The following is a 19,874-nucleotide window of genomic DNA, read 5'->3' on the forward strand; positions in this document are numbered from 1 at the left end:
TGTTCGACAGGCCACCATTCCAGGGGCCTGCGTAAGTCCGCTGTAGACAACATCTTCCGGCGAAGTCACATTAGGCTCCGACGTAAGTGTTCCGTCGGCACGCCTGGCCTGGGGGTACCATCCGCATCTAAACCTGCGTAGTTATAGGAGAATAACAAATGCAAAGGACGGTCAAGCATCATCGTCGCCGCCACCTTTCCTTCGCCGGTGGTTGGCGCGTTCATATTCAGTTTGGTGAGTTTGTTACGGTTGTACCCGATTACCAGGCTGGTTGCCCACTGAAAATTGTTCGTACGAACATTCACAGTATTCAGCATCACGTCCACTCCTTTATTTTGAAGATCACCGAAGTTACCTATCACGCTCGGGTAGCCCGCGAGCGGTGAGGTAAACAGTGTACCAATCAAATCCGAAGTATTCTTCACGTATGCGTCAATTGCACCGGTGAGCCGGTTGTTGAGCAAACCAAAGTCTATCCCGGCGTTATATACCCTGGTTCTTTCCCAGGTTAACTTATCGTTGGCGGGAGTGGTAAGGATCAATCCGGCACCTGTTACCGCGCTTTGATCTTCCTCGGCTTCAAGAATATCGAACGAAGCCGCCTGTCCAACAATCGGCGCGTTACCGGTAATTCCGTAGCTGAAGCGGATATCCAGCCTGTCCAAACCTTTTATCCCTTTCATAAATTCCTCCCAGCCTAAAGCCCACTTACCGCCTACACTGTACACCGGCCGGTTCTGAGCCGACTTGTCCAGTCCGAAAAGATTGCTCTGGTCTATTCGCCAGCTTGCATTTAATGTATAGCGGGACTTATAAGTGTAACCAGCCGTTGAGAAGTAGGACGTTCTGCGGCTGGCACGGCCTTCCCCACCACCCAGGTTATTGGGCAGCCCGGCCGTACCGGTGGGGCCGGCAACACCTGTAAAGCCCTGCGACAGCCTGGCAAAGTCTACACGGCGCGACACCTGCAGCTGGTCATCCCAGCCATAGTACGCGGAGGTATTGTTCATGGTCTGGCTATGGGTGGCTTCCTGGCCAGCCATAATGCTCAACCAGTGATCTTCAAACTGTTTGGCGTAAGACAACTGGTTTCTGATCGTCCAGCTTTTGTCCAGCGAGTTTTCCGTGTTCAACCTGCCACCTAATTGGGGTAAATAATAAACCGGTGTTGATGCCAGCGTTGGGGCGGCAGTGTACATCATCAAATCGCGCCGCACGATCCAGTTGGACTCATCCAGCACTTCCCTGTCATTGACGGAAACAATATTGTAACCATACGTACCGGTAAACTTCAGACCGTCCAGGATGTCGATCGTTCCTCCTCCCACAAGCCTTGCAGCCAGCAGATTACCCCGGAAGTTCCGTCGGCCGAGTTCCAACAGCGGATTATAATCCAGGTTCACCCGGCTGCGTGCCTGGTAATCCAACCGCTTAACATCATTCGGTTGCAGGAAAACACCCCATGGGGCAATGTAGTTGATATCAATCGGGCGACCATCAGCATCCTGGTAAAGCTGGTAGCGCGGCGCGCCACTTCCGCCCGAACCTTTGGCGCTGCTGACAATATTAGTAAGGTCGGAGTTGACGTAAAGGCTCACCCGCTTACCCAACACCACGTCGTTACGAAAATTTACCTTGTACTGATTTTGCTTTTCACCGGGAACATTGCTCCTGGTTCCCACATGATTAAGCGAGCCGTAGAAAGAGTGTGCCTTACCACCGCCAGACACCGAAATGGTTTGATTATATTCAGCAGCGGAACGCACGAAAAAATCATCCAGCTGGCTCCAGTTGTCAATTCCGGACAAGCTGTCCAATTTACCCTGGGCCTGCGCCGCGGTCAATAAACCCCGCTGCTGGTCCCAGAGCACTTGTTTATGAGGCGTAAGCCCGTTCACATTCGCGGCGGCATAAGTGGTGCCTGATGCTTCCAGCGGAAATATCTCCCGCTCGCTGTTAATGTAGTCCGCACTTTTCCATACGGGCAAATAGTCGCGCCGGGGACGACCGTTGAATGCGTAATAGCCGTCATATGCTACGCTTAAACGCTCACCGGTTTTACCGCGTTTGGTCGTTATTACGATTACGCCATTGGCTGCTTTGGCGCCCCAGATGGAAACCGAAGTTGCATCCTTCAATACGGTGATGTCTTCCACGTCCTGCATGTTCACATTACCAATGCTTGGCACCTCCACCCCGTCCACAACGACCAGTGGCTCCGTGGCGGCGTTAATAGAAGTAGAGCCGCGGATAACCATTCCGCCATCCTGTCCACCGCTGCCACTCGACAAACCGGGAATCAGTCCTTCCAACCGGGAAAGCACATTCGTGCTGGTTGTGCGGTTGCGCATTATTTTCAGATCAGGCTTGGAAAAGACCCGGCGCTACGCGACCGGTCAATTCTCTCATATCCTGTATTGAATGTAACTTCCACTTCCTGCAGTTTTCCTGTTACCCGGACCAGCTTTATCGTGCCCAGGTCGCGTTCAACCGCCAGTTCTTCCGGCTGGTAACCAACGTACCCCACCAGTATCACGGCCTTGTCTTCCACATTTCGCAGTATAAACTCGCCCTTGTCGTTAGTAGTAGTGGCTATTTTCGAATCTTTAACAAAGATGGAAGCACCAGGTAAAGGTTCCCCATCTTCCCCCACTACCTTTCCGCGAACATCGATCAGCTCGGCAGCGACTACATTATTGTCGACCGCCTTTGGTTTGGGTTTCTTTTTAATCGTCACTATTTTTCCATCGATCGTGTAAGTCAAAGATGAACCTTCCAGTACAGACCTAAGGGCCTCATCGATATTGGCATTCTTCAGGTCCACATCAATGAATTTGTCTTTGGGAATAATTTTCCCGTCATAGAAAAAAATCTAACTGGCTTTGCTTTCGAATGGCCTTTAACACCGATTCTATAGACACATTTTTTTGGTTGATCGAAATCTGCTGTGCAAAGCAAGCAGCACTGACCTGCATGATAGAGGCTATCAATAGTAGGGTAGTTAATCGCATAGCGAATACGATTTTAGCGCCCAGGGGGTAGCGCCAGCCCCGGCGTCTGTTAAAAAATCTATACATTTGTTTAGTTTGGTTTTAACACAGCAATGCGCTTTTCGACGGGCAGCTTGCTGTAATTGATTTCGGTTGATTCCAGACTACGGCCCCGCTTTGTCGGGGTCTTTTTTAAAACGGCTTCTTGTTCATATTTGGTTGATTGAAATTGGTTGATAGTTCAGATATTCTACTCAAACAGTTTGGCGATCATTGCTTCCAGGTCCTGCCCGTGCAAATCAGTGGCAATAACCTGACCATCGCGGTCAATCAGTAAATTTCTAGGTACAGCAGTGATATTGTATTTTTTTACTTACGGGGATTCAAACCCCTTTAAGTCGCATACATTGGTCCAGGTATAACCATCGGCCAAAATGGCTTTTTTCCAGGCAGCGGCATCCGTATCCAGTGAAACTCCAATAACCGCGAAGCCCTTACTTTTATACTTATCATAAACTGGCAGCAGCTCGCGCGCCTGTTTACGGCAGGGGGCACACCAACTGGCCCAAAAGTCGATGAAAGTGTAGCGGGCCTTTGCCACCACGTCGCCGGCGGCAATTGTTTTGCCATCAATACCTGCCATGGAAAAGGCTTCATAAACAACCGCCTTTTTACTGGAATTAGCGCTGTCCACGGGCGCCGCACCATTAGTCGACATGCTAACATCTCCTCTATGATTAATGGCTACAGTGAATTCCTTTTTGGAAGGCGGCAGGCACATCTGGTTGGTACAGGCCATATATTTGATGGTAAAGGAAAGTGAGGTGGGCTGTGCTGCTTTCAGCCTGATGGTTTGGGCGAACGTGACGCCTTTGGCGAAATGTCCGGGCGTTTCACCGTCCTTCTGGTCTACTCCTTTTCCCGGATATTGTCGATAAACGTTACATTACTTTGCGGGGCAAAAATAATCTCGGTGGGCAGCCCCATCCCGCCCCCGCCCTGCTGGGAATAAATGTGATAGGGCGATGTTATAGTAGCGTGCATGTTTAACCGATACGTAAGCGGGGCTATTTCCTCCGTGCTGAACTGCCAGGATACGGGGTGCCCATTTTGCGCTATCGCTGAAAGCGACAGGCAGCTGAAAAATATGAATAGCTTCAACAGTTTCATTTCAAATTATTGCGTTACATAAATTTTCCGGCCTTCTACCCGGAACTTTACCATACCAGAAGATTCAATCGACTTGAGCACCGCAGCGAGTGGTTGCTGGCGGGAGATCCAGCCTCCCGATTCCAGGTTATCCGGAACAGTATTGTCATACACGATTTCCATATCATACCACCTGGCAATTTTTCGCATGGCTGTTTTGAACTCAATACCATTCAAGGCAAAATCACCATTCTTCCAGTCGATTACATTGTCTACATCCACTTTTTGTACTACAACCTGCCCATCCCTATTCAGCGCCTGTTCACCGGGACTAATCCGCCGCTTTATTCCTCCCGCGCTCACATTCACGGCGCCTTCCACCAATGTGGTAGTGACTACCGGTTCGTCGGCATAAGCGTTAACATTGAACTGTGTACCTAACACCTCAATTTCCTGCCCTTTGCTTTGTACCATAAAAGGACGTGCATGCTCCTTCGCTACTTCAAAATAGGCCTCGCCCTCCAGTTGTACCACCCGCTTACCATTGCTGGTCAGGTCTAACGTATAAACCAGGCTGGAAGCCGAGTTCAGCCAGGCGTGCGTATCGTCCGGAAGATAGATTTGATACGTTTCGCCGCGAGCCGTAGACAACTTATTTACACCGCCGGGCTGGCCCTTCTGCCCTTTAATTTCATATATCAATTGCCCGCCCGGGGACTTACTGATCACAACGCCCGCCTCGGCAGCCAATTGGCCGCTGGTGGCTTCAGACAACTTAATTTTCTTACCATTGGATAAGGTGAGCGTAGCGCCGGTCGTTCCCGCCGTAATTTGAACCGGATTTTCCGGGGCAGCTGATCGCTTACCGGTATAAAGAGAAACGCCGATGGCTATTACCCCTGCAACCGCAGCGGCAACGGCCACATGTGGCCAGTACCTGGTACGTTTTGCGGGCAGCGAAGGCTGACTAACAATACGGTCGAATACCGCTTCGGCCCTGTCCCCTGGCAAAAACGTCAATGCGTCGTCTGCCAGGCCATTCCAATGATCGTCCATCCCCTGGTCCAGGTCCGCTTCCTTCTCGGTATCCGGGATCACCTGGCGGAACTCCTCCAACTCTTCAGGACGCATGTTTTTATCCAGGTATAACCGGTATAGCGACTTAATTCTATTTGTATCCATGTAGGTAAATGTAAGTCTAAGTGACCCGTTTCAATGATAGACACCCGCGCGTGCGGGTTCGGGGTACACGCTCCACAAATTTTTTATAAAAAGCCGGAAAATAAAGGTGCTGGTAGGTAATAGCCGGATATGGTTGTGCTGGCAGAGGTGCTAAAAACGGCTTACATCAACTTTAAAATAACCAAAATAACAGCTATGTCTGTATGCGATTTAACATAGGTCCTTACCGATTTTAGTGCACGTTTTACGTGCGTTTGCACGGTTAAGGGAGATATATTCAAACGTTCGGCAGCCTCTTCATATTTAAGGCCCTGTTGCTGGCATAAAATATAAACCTCTTTTGCTGTTTGGGCAGGGCTTCAATGGCCCGGTTTAACACGCCACGAATATCCTTGATCAGCATTTCTTCCGCTAAATCACTATTTTCCTCCCGCCACTCCCTGCCCAGCGCTTTTTCAATTCTCCCATCCAGCGCCATCCGTCGCAGGGCGTTTAAAGACCGGTGTTTTGTCAGCGTTCTTAGATAGGCCTCCAGGCTGCTAATCTCCCGTATACGGTCGCCCATCAACCAGATTTTTAAGAAAACATCCTGCACCATTTCTTCTGCTTCAAACTCGGAATGCAGTAACTGTAAGGCATAAGTATAAACCTTCTTCCCATAGGTATTATAAACGATGCGGAAGGCCTGCTGATCACGTCCAGCAACCCTCTCTAATAATTCCCTTTCACTATACACCGGGGAAATGCCCATAGATTTTGATTTCGAATAAATGTACAAATTCGCCGACAATGATAAACATATTTTGCGATTAACCATATGTTGGAGCGCGATAGTGTACCATTTCGCAAATCGACCAGCTCCGGCAAATTATTGCGTAGCTATTTTGATAGAAATCGCGTAAGGTCAATGCCGTGTTCCCTTAAAAATAAAGGGCAGCCGCCGTCCTCCCTTCATACTCCGGAGTGCAAAGAACAGGACTAGCGGCTCCCCCTCTATATATTAGATAGAAAGACAACGCCCACCTTTTTTTTTTTTAACCAATATGTCAAAGAACTAACTACAGCACGTTCAGGAATCTTTTCGTGAACGAACGTCCTGCTCCAACACAGCCTTTACATCATCTTCCGACGGTAATGCCAGCTTGCAGTTGGATGCGATTTAATCATCCGGTCTTTTTCCTTACACTGGATGATGCCGATGGTCGGCAGCGATGTTATCGCTAACGACCATCGCGTTAACGGCAGGCGGATACATCACGCTTTCACCTTCCATCACCACTTCCCTTACTGTTTCATTGCCGGGCAGGTCTTTCACCGAAACAACCACACGACAGCCATCCAACTGCTTCTTACCGGGAACAAACAGCCATCTCTCATCGTCTTCCTGTACCGCCGTGCCGCTCTCCACCAGTTCACCGTTGCGGCTGTACAAACACACCGTTACCATGGCCACTTTGAAATTATCCGTAGCCGTTACGACGATACCGCCGTCGCCGATCTCCACACCGTGTATCACAGGCGCTTGCAGAAAGTCCGCGATGGCCAGGTTGTGTACGTTCAGTGAGCCATGGAGGCCTGCCTTATAAGTAGCATGCAACAAAGCCGATTTCCGCACTTTTGCGGACCATAACGCACCACCCCGGAAGTTCGCTTTCGTGCGCTCCTGGGCATCTGTGCCTCTGCCGGGACGCTTTCGCGGAGCCTTCGCTATAATCTGTTTGCCATAGCGGTAATACACAACGACCTGCTTACCGAACTGGCCGCTGGCACCACTGGAGATGGCGTTAAAACCTTGCTGGATCATAAGCGATGTTTTATACAAAGATGGGGGTCAAATTTGCGGTTGCCCGTATCATTTTGTCGCAAAAAAGAGTCAATTTATCGCAAAGATGCGGGGCGAAAATGCGTTTCGCCATATCCCTTTCGGTTGAAAAAGTCAATTTTGTCAGGATAGAAAATTGTATGATCGGGTAATGTGATATAGGTAGGCTGGATGGTTCAGTGGTGGTTGGGTGAGGGTTCGGTAACGACACTACAGAGAGAAAATTGAATTGAATCTGAATAAATGCTATTACTAAATAGCATCCGTAAACTGGAAAAATTTATAACTAACTATTTCATTATAACTTATGCTCCTTCAAGTCTTTCGTTTCATTAAATAGTTTATTCCGTAGACGGAGCATATTATCGGTGAGTTAACGTTGCGTCACCTTCGCATAAATCTGCCTAGCCCGGATTGACTTACCTAAGCTCACCGCCTTAATCGGCACATCCTACTGCGGAAATTAAATGCTTATTGATTCCGCAAATGATAGCAATTTCCGTTAGAAAGCGTTGAATTTCTGATTGCGCACTCACGGGGGAACAGGGTTCCGTTCGCCGACAAACCGGGTTGTGCTTATACCGCTAAATGATTTTCATGACGATGGGAAGGAGAGTAATATTCTCCCGGCTCTGCTTTTTGGAGTTACCCTCAAGAAACCCAAGTAAATACTGCATTTACGCATTTTTTTATTCTATTTGCTCTTGCTTGAGCTTCCTCTGTGATTCCGCTGGGACTATATCAAAGGCTTATTTACCGTTATTTTCCAAGGATTTATTAGCTGCTGTAGACGATTTTGTAGACTCGCGAAATAGCTTACTTTGTGGGAGTTTGAAAGAACTTGTAAACGGTACAAAGGTACGAAAAGCCTTGCTAAATAAGCACAAACTGGTATAAATTAAAGATAAAAATGACCACCGTCCGCAAGATCAATAAAAAAATCAGCCAGGGAACTATTCAGCTGACCAGCCGTTTTAAACTGCTTCAGAAAGTCGTCTGATAAAAAATCTTCTGCGTTCAGAAAACAGTATATACAAAAAATCGAGATCAAAATCCCGATTTTTATGATCTACACAGTATATAAGATAGTGACCAAATACCTTTCATTACCAGCTATATTTTCTTAATCTGCAAGTCCAAAGACGAACTACTATGCCTTATAATATAATCCTTATAGCTATCGCCATAAACATTAATATTTTGATGGACATTCGTGAAGCTATTTTCCTGAAAATATGTTTTGCTACCCATAAGTTTGGCTTCCAAATCACGGGCATCAATATGTGCAACCATATCAGCGGGCAAACTATCAATAATGTTCATCAGTCCAGGAAATTCTGCTGAGTGAAACAGTGGTAATTTAGCCATTTCCTCATCAAGATCAGGTAATAGCAATACTAAATAATCTCTTGCTCTACTGACTGCTACATTGATAATAAATTCCTTCTGAAAGAATCTGCTGTAAGAAGCGCGCAGTGACGACGGATTAAACAAGGCAAATACAATTTCTCTTTCTCCACCCTGAAACCCGTGAACGGTATCAGTAAGAATATCCAATTTCGATTTATCGCTATGCGCCTCCAACAATTTATTAATTAGATTAGCCTGCGCTTTATATGGTGACAATATTCCCACATTCCATGGAGCTACTGCCTCTCTTCTAAATCTGAATATAAGTTCATTGATCAACAATGCTGAATACAAATGAAAGGGGCTTTCATTTAGCTTATGGGGACTATAGATAGCATCCTCTCTATTAACCGGATACTTAACGATTGTAACGGGCCTAAATCCCATTTGCGAGAAATAAGCTGGCAACGCCCGCGCCACAGGCGCTCCTCCTATATTATTCTTTCTTCCATGTTCCAGTGTATCTCCATAAAGAAAACGGCTGAAAATCGTTCCTATTGCCTCAATACTACGATATTGAGTTGTCAGATTGCGTATTTTATCTCCGGAAAGTGATCCATACTTAGGTATATTGGCTTGTATTCCACTGTCAAATGATTGTAGTCCTACCATAGTATAAATGTTTTCATCTTTAATCCGTCCATTTTCTTCTCCCAATTCACTATCCGATATATCATATATCGGGGGATCTGAAAAGGATCTCCACCAATGATAAAATCAGTCAGCGGCCCTCCTTCATAGTGGATATACTTTCTTTTAAAGAGTGGATATACGATTGCAGGTAGCATCACCATAGAGGCTTCATCAAAAATGATGGTATCCCAGGGGATATCTGCCATCAACTGCTTTATCTCACCGTCATGGGTTTCCCCGGTGATTATTTTTCATACGGGAAACGCTGTACGGTAGTGACCACTACACATTTATTATACAGATGAAACTTAAGTAAATTGCCGTCATACACCAACTCCATATCTACTAAATTCATGTCCGTAGAAGCGCCAAATCTAACAAGCCAGGAATCAGGATAGTCTTGCCGATTACACATATTTAATATACTGTTCACCAATACATCCGCGGCAGTATTTGTAGGAGTAAGTACAAGTATATACTTACTGTTATCAGAACGAATTTTTTCAAGTATCCGTTTCGACAACTCAGTTGTTTTACCTGTACCCGGAGGCCCAAAAATAAACTGTATATTTTCACTCAGCTCTTCTTTCAGATTATAGTCGTCAGCATACCCCAGATCGCCAAACGCTTTCATTAGTCTTTTTATCAGATCAAGTATCCTTACGAAAGTAAAACTCACTTCAGTCACCTGCGACAATGGAATGTCGTCCAGATCAGCGCTATTCTTCGGAACTACAGCCAATTTGCTTCCTTTCTTACTAACCCCACTTATTCTTACATGTTTTTGCCTTTTTCGCCTGATTCATCCCGATAACTAAATATCGCGACAAAGTCTGTGAACAAATCTATATTCGGCGAAATGGAGGAAGATGGTCCGCAAAGAGTGATCAGGCGTAAATCTGAGGGATTATACTCGATCCTGGAAAAGACAATATTTCCAGCGGCATTATCAAGGGGATTAGTGCTACCACTCATCACCATCAACTCAAGTAACGCCATAAACCATTTCATAGAGTAAGCCCTATTAGTACTAATTCCATCTGCAAGTTCTTTTTTCTTCTGTTCTATTTTTTCTTTTTCCTTAAGTCGTTCGAATTCATCCCTTAATGTCTTATTTGATTGTAACCGCTTTAAAAAATCCTGTATACTTTCGTCATATTTATTGAAGAGCTCTTTCAATCTGTTAATGGCATTTGCAGGCAAATTGATTTCTGCTTCAATTCTCGAAATCATATTCCTGTCATTTAATTCGTTGTTCACAACTATTTTATTCTCAAAGAATATTATGTTGTCCTTTACATAATCGAAGATACTCCCTCCTTCAAACTGAAGGGTATAAGGGACACCTCCGGGATAACCAACAATTCGAAAATCGGGAAACAATGCTTTCCAGTCTGCATAATAGGCAGTACTCAATTCAATCCCTGCTGCAGCAAGAACTGCTTCGTTCAATACATCAAACTGAATATTCACAAGAGGAAACAGTTGATTTAACGCATCTGTTTTCCTCAACAAATCTCTAAATACAATGGGGCTTTTTAGAGAACCCGGTAATTGATGAATGGGATATTGCAGCTCCAGCAAGCTACTACAAAGTACCAAGTCAATTCCAGGAGCAGCCTCAACAAAGGCGAGTTCAATGCTACATATTCTTTGACTACTAATTATAGGAACTGGTATATCCTTATTATAAACTACATTATCGGGTAGCCTACCATATAAATCCCGGAGTAGATTAGCCCTATCGCTGTTAAACATGAATAAGACCTGCTCTTTGTGCAAAAACAGTAGCGTATTTTTCACAACACCAACGTGGAGATTGTTAAGTACAGGTAATGTCTGCTCTAAGTTTAGCAGATATTTTCTTATACGCACAATATCAGATCCACTGAGAGAAACACCAAAAATTCTCAAAAAATCAACCCGTTTTCTTCGTCTACCTTCTTCTACCTCATCCTGCAACCAGTGTATGACAAATTCCGGCAATCTTTCATCTTCCAGTGCTAAATCCGACCCATAAATGGCCAAAGCCGGGTTAAAATGTAGAAAGTTTGTCCAACTTTTCCCTTCTTCCATCTCCAGGAAAGAAAACATCTCCGGGTCTTCTTCCCACAGCGCATATAACTCTTCCATTAAAGCAATTGAGTCTGCCTCATCTTTTAGTCCTGAAACACACGGAATTAAAAATCTTCTCTTATCTAAATAAGGCTTAAAGGAAATTGTTACCTCACCAGTCGCCTTAAACGGGCCCCCTGTTAATGCTAAAATACTGGTAGCTGCTGCGTAATTATCGGCTAAAATGGCCGGCAAAGGTAAATACCTGCTGGGGGTGTCAGGAGCATATAAGACCACATTTTGCAGCTGACGAATGCCGTCTTTAGTCTTAACTGAAAAAAGTGCTGGATTAACTGTATCATTTACGTTGGCATATAACAGCAGGAATGCCAGTTGCTGACCATTAAGCAAAGGTGTTGAAGTATATTCCTCCAATAACTGCTGGTAGATAAATTGCTTGTCAGGCGGGGCTCCTAACCCTAAGAGGTTTCCAACTATATCGCGTTCGTTGCCGATCAATTCTGCAATAACACGCGCTAGTTCACTAATTATTTGGGTTGCCCTGGAATCCGGATTAGGCAAAATTTCCGACAATAGCAATACTCTTTCACTATGCTTCTCCTCAAAAATCACGTCATTTTGCCCAAGCAAATGCGAGGAATCCAAAATAATAAGGTTTTCCCCCTTCTTTACTGAGATACTGGATTTTGCATACTCCTGGGCGCTATTCTGATCATTGAGGCTAAGCAACAACTGAATATATCTGACACCACAGGTATCACCAGAAAGCAGGCCGTCCAGGTCTATTAAAATTTTTTTATGTGATTGACTAAATATACTCTTGAATCGATTCCTGATTCTATCGCCAGTTCGATTAACTCCGATAGCTGACGCTCGTTATTAATGTCGCGTTCATGGGTTAGCCTGTTAATTAATTTACCTCCCTGAAGTGGAATGGAATTCGAAAAATCCTTTAGCACAGCAGGAAAATGGCGGAATATTTCAGAATAATATGCTTTGATATAATCATTGATCTTAGCATTGCCAGAATAAATTAAAAATCTACCCGCTGTTTTCTTCTCAATGAATAGTTCTCCGTCCTCATTTTCGTACACCAACAGCGTACTATATACATCGGGCATTTCTAACTTACAAAGTTGAAGGAAAGCACCGGCTTCCTCAACGCTCAATTTAACAGCATCTTCTCCAGGATCATAACTCCCCTTTTTTGCGGGTATAAGGAACGGTGGACTGGAATAATACTTTAAAAATTCATAATCTGGCAGCGGGGATGCATTTAATCTGGACGTAATTGCCTTCAGATTATCGTACCCGGTCTCGTCAAAATTGCTCTCCAGATCTGTTAAATAACAATAGGGACTAGCTACTGTGACAAATGTCCCGTTAACAGATATGATGGCGCTGTCGGAAAGAGTCAGCGCTTTCGGTATTTTATTAAAAACACCTTGTGTGTATTCAAATATACTGACTTTTATATCCCTTGTATTCGCTACATTCTGAATAATAACATTCCAAAACGGGTTTATAATGTTATTGTAAATATCTCCATCATCATTTAAAAGATACTTATTGAGCTCAGTAGTAAACTCACTTTCCTTTACAGAAAAAGGCTGCAACCAGGTAATAGGCGTATGACTCAACAACCTAGTAAATGGCTGAACTTCCCCGGAACGATTACAATAAAGCGCCAGTTGTTTTACCCTGTCTATTCTATCTTTAACTGTGCGATCCTCTCCCAACCTTTCTACGAGCCCGAGTATCTGATGCTTTTCTTCTACTGTAAACGAGGCCGTCACAAATTTGTTATTGAACAACTTCGTCAAATAGGAGTAATCTCTCAGATACGTTATTATTCTGGGTTGAATATATTTGAATAAATCAGGAAATTCTGAAAGAGATAGAACACTTATTATAAAGCCTGCTTTCCGAAGATAAGGCACTAATCCATCAATCTGGTTGAAAGCGAGGAGGCGCAAAGCATGTATTTCTGGATTTGCAATTTCATCCAGCGTCAGATACTCCCCATTCTCGAACTTCCAGGTCCTGAGATGGGAAATATTTTCTTTAAATATATCGGCCTTAGAAGTTTTGTCGCTGTAACCAATGAGCTTATTATTCAGCTCATCCAATAAAATGCGTATATTTTCATCACTTCTTGCCCATTCATTTATTCTATTGAATATTCCCTTGACTTGCAACAAGTCAATAATTGTAAAAGGGGTCAACAACAATTTGGTGGGAGACATCGCTTCTTTACAAAGTAGATAGTCAGCTTTTTCATCCCAGTAAAACCAACTAATTGTCTCTTCCAACCATCCTTCAGCATCAACAGGCAGGCTAGTTTTCTTAATTTTCACCTGTTGATTTGAAGTGGATAGTTTAAAACTTCCGGTATCAATATCTTTAACGGGAATATTCGCCTGTATGAATTTTAAAAGTGGTACATACAATGGATCATTTACCCATACTCTTTCAGGGTTGTCACTTGGATCCGATAAAAGCAGGTTTGCATAAGCCATTAAAAATTTGCTTCGATCCTCCTCCTGCTGCGAGGCTGCCCATGTCAACATTCTTTCTGCCAGTCTCTTGACAAAGACTCTAAACAATCGTTCATTTATGCCTTCTTCGCCCACACTCCCCTTCTGCAAAAAGGTCCTTGATGCTGATTTGTAAAAAGCATTGGAATGAAGTATAAACCTAAGCCTGTGCTTCTCTTCGCTCAACGGGAAGAACAAATAAAAATTGGGGGCGTTATAGAAAACTTCCTTCCCTTCCCTATAATCAGTATAACCTAACAGGATTTCAATATCACTATCCGTCTGCTCCTTGGAGAGCTCTATCTCTGTCAGATCTGTTGATTTTCCAAAACGGAGTTTTCTGTATTCTTCCTGATCGGCGGTCTTACTTATAATAAATGTCTCAAAATGCAAATCAACAGGTGCTATTTCTTTTCCCTTTAGGTTAACGAGATTTAGCCCAGTATGATTGAGAGAATGTTGGGCAATTTTATTCAAAATAGCCAGCGAGAACTTCACCCCTTCTTCAAGGTTTTCTTCTTCCAGATGCGATTGTTTACCGTGTCCCAACTTGATAAAAAACAACGACCCTTGGTTGAAATCATTTTCTATGAAGTCGTAATGCCTTGTTATCCATTGAGCCATTTTTCTAAGTTCCTGTTTACTAAACGCATTTTTGGTACATACGAATTGACTATCATAAATCGCCTCCTCATGAACGTCATTCTCTGGATGGCAAGGAAAGTTTGTAATAAGAATCTTGAATAGCCAGGGGTCAGTTGATTTGACAGTTGCTTTCCTTTTCCCAAGATCAGTGTACACCTCATATTCCTGAGGATGTGGCAAGACTTCGGGGTTTTCAACCAGGTTTTTCAACTGTGCAATTTCACCATCTTGCCAACTAAATAAAATAGGACCATAGTTTTGATGTATGAGCTCATCTAGTCCATTCTCGCGTCCAACCAGTCGATGTGCCAGTTTAAATCCAATACCAAACTTTCCTATTGTAAAATTATTTGAAGACTTGGTAGATACCCCCACATTCAATATGGATCGAACCGCATCCATACTAAACATATCTCCGTTATTTAGTACCATCAAGTAATTATTACCATCTTCTTCATCTTTTCCCCAAAACAAACAAAATCTGGTACTTTTGGCATCAACAGCATTCTGCATAAATTCATAAACAGCCTGTCCATCTTTAGCCATGTCCAAAAATCCTTCTAAAAATCCCCGAATACCATCACTTTCATTAAACCCCTCCTTATCTCCATGATAAATTTCAAAGAAGCCATATTCACTTCTGCCTTCTATGTCCCTACGTACGCCTACATAATGTTCATTTCTGTTGGTGGAATCTATTTCTCTGATTTCCCTCTTATATAGGGTTCTAAACTGACGAATGTCTTTAATTTTCATAGCAATACAGTAATCCTGTTTTTATTGAAAAGTATAGGTAAATCAGTAAGATGATGGTTATCTGAACGAAGCGGTCGCATTAATATAAAGAGACAGATATATAGTATTCATTACTCTTACGATAACGCGTTTTTTCGAATTTAGGTAAAAAAATCAAGCTTTCAACTTGATACCCTAATAAATTAAGAAGGAAGAGTATAAAATGGCCGGGGCTATGTCATTAAATTTTAGAGAGAAGCTGGTTGCTGTGGTTTAATAAATACCACTGACTTCAACTGCCTCTATCCCAAATCCAAGCTAAGTTTTCTGGATTTTGGATAATCAGGGAAACCGGATTGGCCGAAATAACTGAACTGTTCAATAAAGTCATTTACAATAGGAACTTTTTAAAATTCTTATCCATGATGTGGGCAGAATATGCCGGGCTGACAGCTTATGCGCATCCACCAATGTGGTACGATCAAATGGAGCACTTTGTGCATATTGATAGGTGTCATAAAGGTCATCCACCCTGTGGGTGTAGCCCGGCTGAAATCTAATTCCAAAGCGCTTATACTTGATGTAGGAATCCAGTTGTATTTCTTCTCCTTCTATTTTGCTGGAATAAACCGATGCTACAGATGTGTAGAAACTGAAACCACTCGTAGATAGCTCCGCATCCACCAATGCTTCAAATGCAGCAGATAACGCATGTTCGTCTGTCTGTATTTTGAATGTAACCAGTAAGTCGGTTGGTATGATCTGCAATTCCATCAAAATAAATTGAGGCAGTACACTTTACAAAAAGCCAACTCATACGCCAGCAGAAATTGATCGTATCATTATCACCCCATCCCCTAACTTCACCAAAACAAAAGAGGCTCCACATCGCTGTGAAGCCTCTTTCTGTGATTCCGCTGGGACTCGAACCCAGGGCCCATACATTAAAAGTGTATTGCTCTACCAACTGAGCTACGAAATCATCCCCGTTTGTTTTGGGATTGCAAAGATAGGATTTTATAAATTCCTGCCAAATATTTTTACTTATTCCTGAAAACAATCTTGTACCGCCCCGTATCCGAAGCCGCGAAAACCCGCAACGGGTAATACTTTCCGGCCGTCCAGTCCCCTATCGCATTGTCGTAATATTTGCTGCCGGGATTACCGCTCTGGCCTCCCGGGTAAATGCCGTATGCCTCCGTCCGCTGCCCCAACTGCACCACCATTTTCCATGATGGGCCATGCCGCAGCTTCGTCGCATTCACAATGTGCGGGCCGCCACCCGTTAACAGGCCCTGCCGGCTGAAGGCGGGCAAACCTGCCAGGTGATTAATATTGGTACCGCGGAACTTCCCGAAGGCCAGCTTCCCGTCACGCAACGCGGCGCGGGCGGGTATGGCCATGCGCGAAAAACTGCGCAATACGATGTCGGGCAGCGTTTCCACCTGTGGGGTGCTGCGGTCGTCTACAAAACGCATGGCGCTGTCGCGCAGCAACCATAGTAATGTTGTTTTGGATTGCGGCAGTTCCAGCACGGCGCTGTCCTTATTCGCAAAATCATCTTTCCATATCTGCTGCTCAAATTCCTCCCACCATAAATTAAATACCGTGGCGCCAAAACTTTCGGGGCTTTGCACATAATCCCAGTGCATCAGCGTATCATACCACTCGCGCAGGTTGGGGCGCAGGTATTGTTCGTCCAGGTTCTTTAACAAAAATGGCAGCGCGGTGGCCGCAAACAGGTTTTTATTATCGTTCTGCAACGCCATCATATCCTGCGGCGTAATGCCCTGCATCGGCGCCAGCGCCTCGTTAATGCGTTTGCCGCGGTACAGGTCGTATATGCCGTACAGGTGATACGGGTAGGTGCTGTCTGTAGGATGCTGGTTGGCCGAGTTCAGGTAACCGCGCTCCGGATTGCGGATGTGCGGCACCTCGCCACGGGGAATGTAGCCCTGCCAGGCGTACGTACTATCCCAGCCCGGCATAATGTATTTGCCCTGGTCTTTCCAGCGCAGGGGGTAATCGCCATTATGCCACAGTGCAATGTCGCCCGTTTTAGCGGCGAACAGGAAGTTTTGGGCGGGACAGGTAAAGTGTTGCAGGGCAGCCGGTATTCGTCGTAATTACGGGCCCTGTTCAGGCCGTAAAACGTGGCCAGCTCATTGGTGCCATCGTGCGCCTTCCAGCGTACGGCTAAAAAGCCTTCGCGGGCAGTGTTGTCGGGGAAGGTATTATCGAACATCACCGGGCCCCATACCGTATAGGCCACCGTATCAAAATAAGACGCTTCGCCTTTGATTTTGATCTCCTCTACCCGCAGCTCGGCATTGCGATACTCGCCATTAAACAGGTATTGCGTTTTACCGTTGCGGAACTGCATGCGGTAATAGTCCTTCACATCTTCTGAACCGTTCGTGATGCCCCAGGCAATGTAATCGTTAAACCCGATCAGCACGCCGGGCGCGCCGGGAAGCGATACGCCATATACATTCATCGTGGGTGTGTGCAGCTGCACTTCGTACCAAAGGGAGGGCAGGTTCAGGCCCAGGTGAGGATCGTTCGCCAGGATGGGCGCGCCGCTTTTTGTTCTGCTGCCGGCCACGGCCCAGTTATTACTGCCATTGTCCGGGTCCGGTTTCTCCATCTTAAAGCGCAGGGCCACCTGGTCGCGGTAAAGTATGCTGTCCGCCGGGCGCACAGGGCGTTTCGAAGGGGCTGGGTACGGCGTACCCGCCGGAATAATCGGGTCCAGCGTATCGGTAAAGTCCGGGAACATTTGTTCCGCTTCATTTTCGGAAAAATAACGACGTGCGTTCGTGTATTCAAGATCGTTAGCCGCGCCGGCAAGGTCGTCTGCCATGTATTTGATGAGCAGCGCCGTTTTCAGGTTACTCCAGGGTTCGGGCCGGTAATTCAATAGTTTATATTCCAGCGGTAACTGGCGCGTGCGCAGGCTTTTAATATAAGTATTTACCCCACGCGTGTAGGCGTCGAGGTAGGCTTTCTGTACCGGGTCACTTTCAATGGCCTTCAGGCTGTTTTGTGCGCCGAACACCATTCCCTGCCTGCGTTTCAGGCGGTCGCGCTCCAGCAGCGAGGGGCCGAGGATTTCGCAGAGGCGGCCGGCGGAGGCCATGGTTTGTACTTCCATCTGCCACAGGCGGTCGCGCGCATGCAGGTAGCCCAGCACGTACGCGGCATCGTTTTCCGTTTCGGCAAAAACATGCGGTACCAGGCGCTCATCTTCCCACACCGTTACGTTTTTAGAGAGGCCCGGCAATACCAGCTGCGCGCTGAAGTTGCGGTTCACCGATTCGGCGTTCTGCCAGAAACCGTGTTGTGGACTCAATAACTTCCCGAGCGGCGGCAGTGAACCCCAACTTTTGTTCAGGGCCCATACCAGTACCAGCGTCACGAACGAGGAAAACAGAAAGGCAACAATTCTCATGATTGAAAGTTAGCGGATAAATTTCAAATTTCAATAATTTATGCACCAGCTGCAGCGCGCTCCTCACCCGCCGTTGTCACTCACTTCCTCCGCAACAATCCTACTCAGCTGGTCTATCTCTTCCGTTGTATTAAACACATGCAGCACCACCCTCAACCGCTCCGCTCCCACTGCCACCGTAGGGTGCAGCACCGCCCGCACGTCCAGCCCCGCGGCCTGTAACCGCAGCGCCAACAGCTTCACCCGTTGGTTGCCCGGCGTAATAATGGCCTGTATCGGCGTATCGCTCTGCGTAAGCCGGTCGGCAGGTATCTTACTTCTGAAATATTGTACCAGGTGGCGCAAATATTCACGCTGCACATCCATGTTCCGCAACAGCGAAAGACTCTGCATCACCGTGGCAATAGCCGATGCCGGCAAGGCTGTTGTATAAATAAATGATCGTGCAAAGTTGATCAAATAATCATGCAACGCCCATGAGCCTACGACAATCGCCCCATGGCACCCGACCGCTTTACCAAAGGTATACACCCTGGCAAAACACTGCGTTTCCAACTGCAGTTCCTTCACCACCCCCGCTCCATCCGGCCCTAGTACGCCCGTTGCGTGCGCCTCATCAACGATCAGATGGGCGCCTTCACGCGCACAAAGCGCGCTGATCTCCGCGAGCGGCGCCCGGTCACCATCCATCGAATACACCGATTCCACCGCCACAAACACCCGCCCCTGTGCATGTCTTATTTTCTTCTCAAGGTCAGCCACATCGTTATGCTTAAACGACAACCGCTGTGCGTGCGACAACCGTATGCCGTCGATAATCGACGCATGGATCAACTGGTCATGTATCACCGTATCCCCCTTCTGCGGTACGCTGGCAAACAAACCCACATTGGCATCATACCCCGAATTAAAAATAAGTCCGCACCTGGCGCCAAAAAAATGCGCAATGTCTGACTCCGCCTGTTCTATATACTTGTAATTCCCCGCGAGCAACCGCGATCCCCGCTCCCGTGCCAGTACGCACGATCTTCGGTTTCCTCCTGCGCAAGAGTAAACACATCGGCCGTGCGCGCCAGTCCCAGGTAGTCATTGGAACAAAAGTCCACCCCGTTTTGCGCAATGGCCAGTTGCCGGAAAGATTGTTCCTCCCTGCGTTTGTCCAGCGCCCTATGCAGAAATTCTTCGTTAAGCATAAACCAAATCTAAATATCTTCTATGTAACTTTGCGCCTGTAAACGAAAATC

15 protein-coding genes, 1 tRNA gene and 1 pseudogene are annotated in these 19,874 nt (G+C 45.8%); all 17 read right to left on the bottom strand.

The features are described from left to right. Positions 1-65: 65 nt before the first annotated feature. Complete coding sequence (locus MKQ70_RS15605; protein WP_248072384.1) at positions 66-2,351, bottom strand: SusC/RagA family TonB-linked outer membrane protein; 2,286 nt, start codon at positions 2,349-2,351, stop codon at positions 66-68. A 5-nt stretch (positions 2,352-2,356) separates the two neighbouring features. Further along, complete coding sequence (locus MKQ70_RS41285) at positions 2,357-2,872, bottom strand: STN domain-containing protein (protein ID WP_308199473.1); 516 nt, start codon at positions 2,870-2,872, stop codon at positions 2,357-2,359. Positions 2,873-3,363: 491 nt separating this feature from the next. Further along, entirely contained in the window at positions 3,364-3,789 is a 426-nt protein-coding gene (locus MKQ70_RS15615; RefSeq protein WP_248072386.1) for a TlpA family protein disulfide reductase, read from the bottom strand. 110 nt (positions 3,790-3,899) lie between these two features. Further along, entirely contained in the window at positions 3,900-4,151 is a 252-nt protein-coding gene (locus MKQ70_RS15620; protein ID WP_248072387.1) for a hypothetical protein, read from the bottom strand. Positions 4,152-4,166: 15 nt separating this feature from the next. After that, entirely contained in the window at positions 4,167-5,321 is a 1,155-nt protein-coding gene (locus tag MKQ70_RS15625) for a FecR family protein (RefSeq protein ID WP_248072388.1), read from the bottom strand. Between the two features lie 161 nt (positions 5,322-5,482). Next, a complete protein-coding gene (locus MKQ70_RS42280; RefSeq protein WP_372490118.1) occupies positions 5,483-5,650 on the bottom strand; it encodes a sigma factor-like helix-turn-helix DNA-binding protein in 168 nt (55 codons plus the stop codon). Then, positions 5,599-6,138, bottom strand: a complete 540-nt coding sequence (locus MKQ70_RS15630; RefSeq protein ID WP_504909748.1) for an RNA polymerase sigma factor — start codon at positions 6,136-6,138, stop codon at positions 5,599-5,601. The genes MKQ70_RS42280 and MKQ70_RS15630 overlap by 52 nt, the downstream gene beginning before the upstream one ends. 363 nt (positions 6,139-6,501) lie before the next feature. Beyond that, positions 6,502-7,125 carry a hypothetical protein gene (locus tag MKQ70_RS15635; RefSeq protein WP_248072390.1) on the bottom strand — a complete coding sequence of 208 codons (624 nt, stop codon included), beginning with the start codon at positions 7,123-7,125 and terminating at the stop codon, positions 6,502-6,504. Positions 7,126-8,256: 1,131 nt separating this feature from the next. Next, positions 8,257-9,210 carry a C-terminal helicase domain-containing protein gene (locus tag MKQ70_RS15640; RefSeq protein ID WP_248072391.1) on the bottom strand — a complete coding sequence of 318 codons (954 nt, stop codon included), beginning with the start codon at positions 9,208-9,210 and terminating at the stop codon, positions 8,257-8,259. 220 nt (positions 9,211-9,430) lie between these two features. After that, a complete protein-coding gene (locus MKQ70_RS15645; RefSeq protein ID WP_248072392.1) occupies positions 9,431-9,820 on the bottom strand; it encodes an AAA domain-containing protein in 390 nt (129 codons plus the stop codon). Between the two features lie 140 nt (positions 9,821-9,960). Further along, positions 9,961-11,994: a hypothetical protein gene (locus tag MKQ70_RS15650; protein ID WP_248072393.1), complete on the bottom strand. Its 2,034-nt coding sequence runs from the start codon at positions 11,992-11,994 to the stop codon at positions 9,961-9,963. A 53-nt stretch (positions 11,995-12,047) separates the two neighbouring features. Continuing rightward, positions 12,048-15,200, bottom strand: coding sequence for a sacsin N-terminal ATP-binding-like domain-containing protein (locus tag MKQ70_RS15655; protein ID WP_248072394.1), 3,153 nt, complete (start codon positions 15,198-15,200; stop codon positions 12,048-12,050). A gap of 366 nt (positions 15,201-15,566) precedes the next feature. Continuing rightward, positions 15,567-15,953 carry a hypothetical protein gene (locus MKQ70_RS15660; protein ID WP_248072395.1) on the bottom strand — a complete coding sequence of 129 codons (387 nt, stop codon included), beginning with the start codon at positions 15,951-15,953 and terminating at the stop codon, positions 15,567-15,569. Between the two features lie 135 nt (positions 15,954-16,088). After that, positions 16,089-16,161 (bottom strand) — tRNA-Lys (locus MKQ70_RS15665). A 58-nt stretch (positions 16,162-16,219) separates the two neighbouring features. Next, positions 16,220-18,630: pseudogene (locus tag MKQ70_RS42285) on the bottom strand (penicillin acylase family protein). A gap of 63 nt (positions 18,631-18,693) precedes the next feature. Next, the gene (locus MKQ70_RS15680) at positions 18,694-19,623 is read right to left on the bottom strand and encodes an aminotransferase class I/II-fold pyridoxal phosphate-dependent enzyme (RefSeq protein WP_248072396.1); all 930 of its coding nucleotides are present in this window, start codon (positions 19,621-19,623) and stop codon (positions 18,694-18,696) included. Further along, positions 19,596-19,823 carry a hypothetical protein gene (locus MKQ70_RS15685; protein WP_248072397.1) on the bottom strand — a complete coding sequence of 76 codons (228 nt, stop codon included), beginning with the start codon at positions 19,821-19,823 and terminating at the stop codon, positions 19,596-19,598. The genes MKQ70_RS15680 and MKQ70_RS15685 overlap by 28 nt, the downstream gene beginning before the upstream one ends. Positions 19,824-19,874 lie beyond the last annotated feature (51 nt).

Source organism: Chitinophaga sedimenti, from assembly GCF_023156195.1.
Taxonomy (GTDB): domain Bacteria; phylum Bacteroidota; class Bacteroidia; order Chitinophagales; family Chitinophagaceae; genus Chitinophaga; species Chitinophaga sedimenti.

What these genes read in the sequence shown, in the direction of transcription:
- MKQ70_RS15605 (WP_248072384.1), bottom strand. Translation starts at nt 2,351, where the DNA reads ATGCGCAACCGCACAACCAGCACGAATGTGCTTTCCCGGTTGGAAGGA.
- MKQ70_RS15615 (WP_248072386.1), bottom strand. Translation starts at nt 3,789, where the DNA reads ATGGCCTGTACCAACCAGATGTGCCTGCCGCCTTCCAAAAAGGAATTC.
- MKQ70_RS15625 (WP_248072388.1), bottom strand. Translation starts at nt 5,321, where the DNA reads ATGGATACAAATAGAATTAAGTCGCTATACCGGTTATACCTGGATAAA.
- MKQ70_RS15630 (WP_504909748.1), bottom strand. Translation starts at nt 6,138, where the DNA reads ATGGTTAATCGCAAAATATGTTTATCATTGTCGGCGAATTTGTACATT.
- MKQ70_RS15635 (WP_248072390.1), bottom strand. Translation starts at nt 7,125, where the DNA reads ATGATCCAGCAAGGTTTTAACGCCATCTCCAGTGGTGCCAGCGGCCAG.
- MKQ70_RS15645 (WP_248072392.1), bottom strand. Translation starts at nt 9,820, where the DNA reads ATGAAAGCGTTTGGCGATCTGGGGTATGCTGACGACTATAATCTGAAA.
- MKQ70_RS15655 (WP_248072394.1), bottom strand. Translation starts at nt 15,200, where the DNA reads ATGAAAATTAAAGACATTCGTCAGTTTAGAACCCTATATAAGAGGGAA.
- MKQ70_RS15660 (WP_248072395.1), bottom strand. Translation starts at nt 15,953, where the DNA reads ATGGAATTGCAGATCATACCAACCGACTTACTGGTTACATTCAAAATA.
- MKQ70_RS15685 (WP_248072397.1), bottom strand. Translation starts at nt 19,823, where the DNA reads ATGCTTAACGAAGAATTTCTGCATAGGGCGCTGGACAAACGCAGGGAG.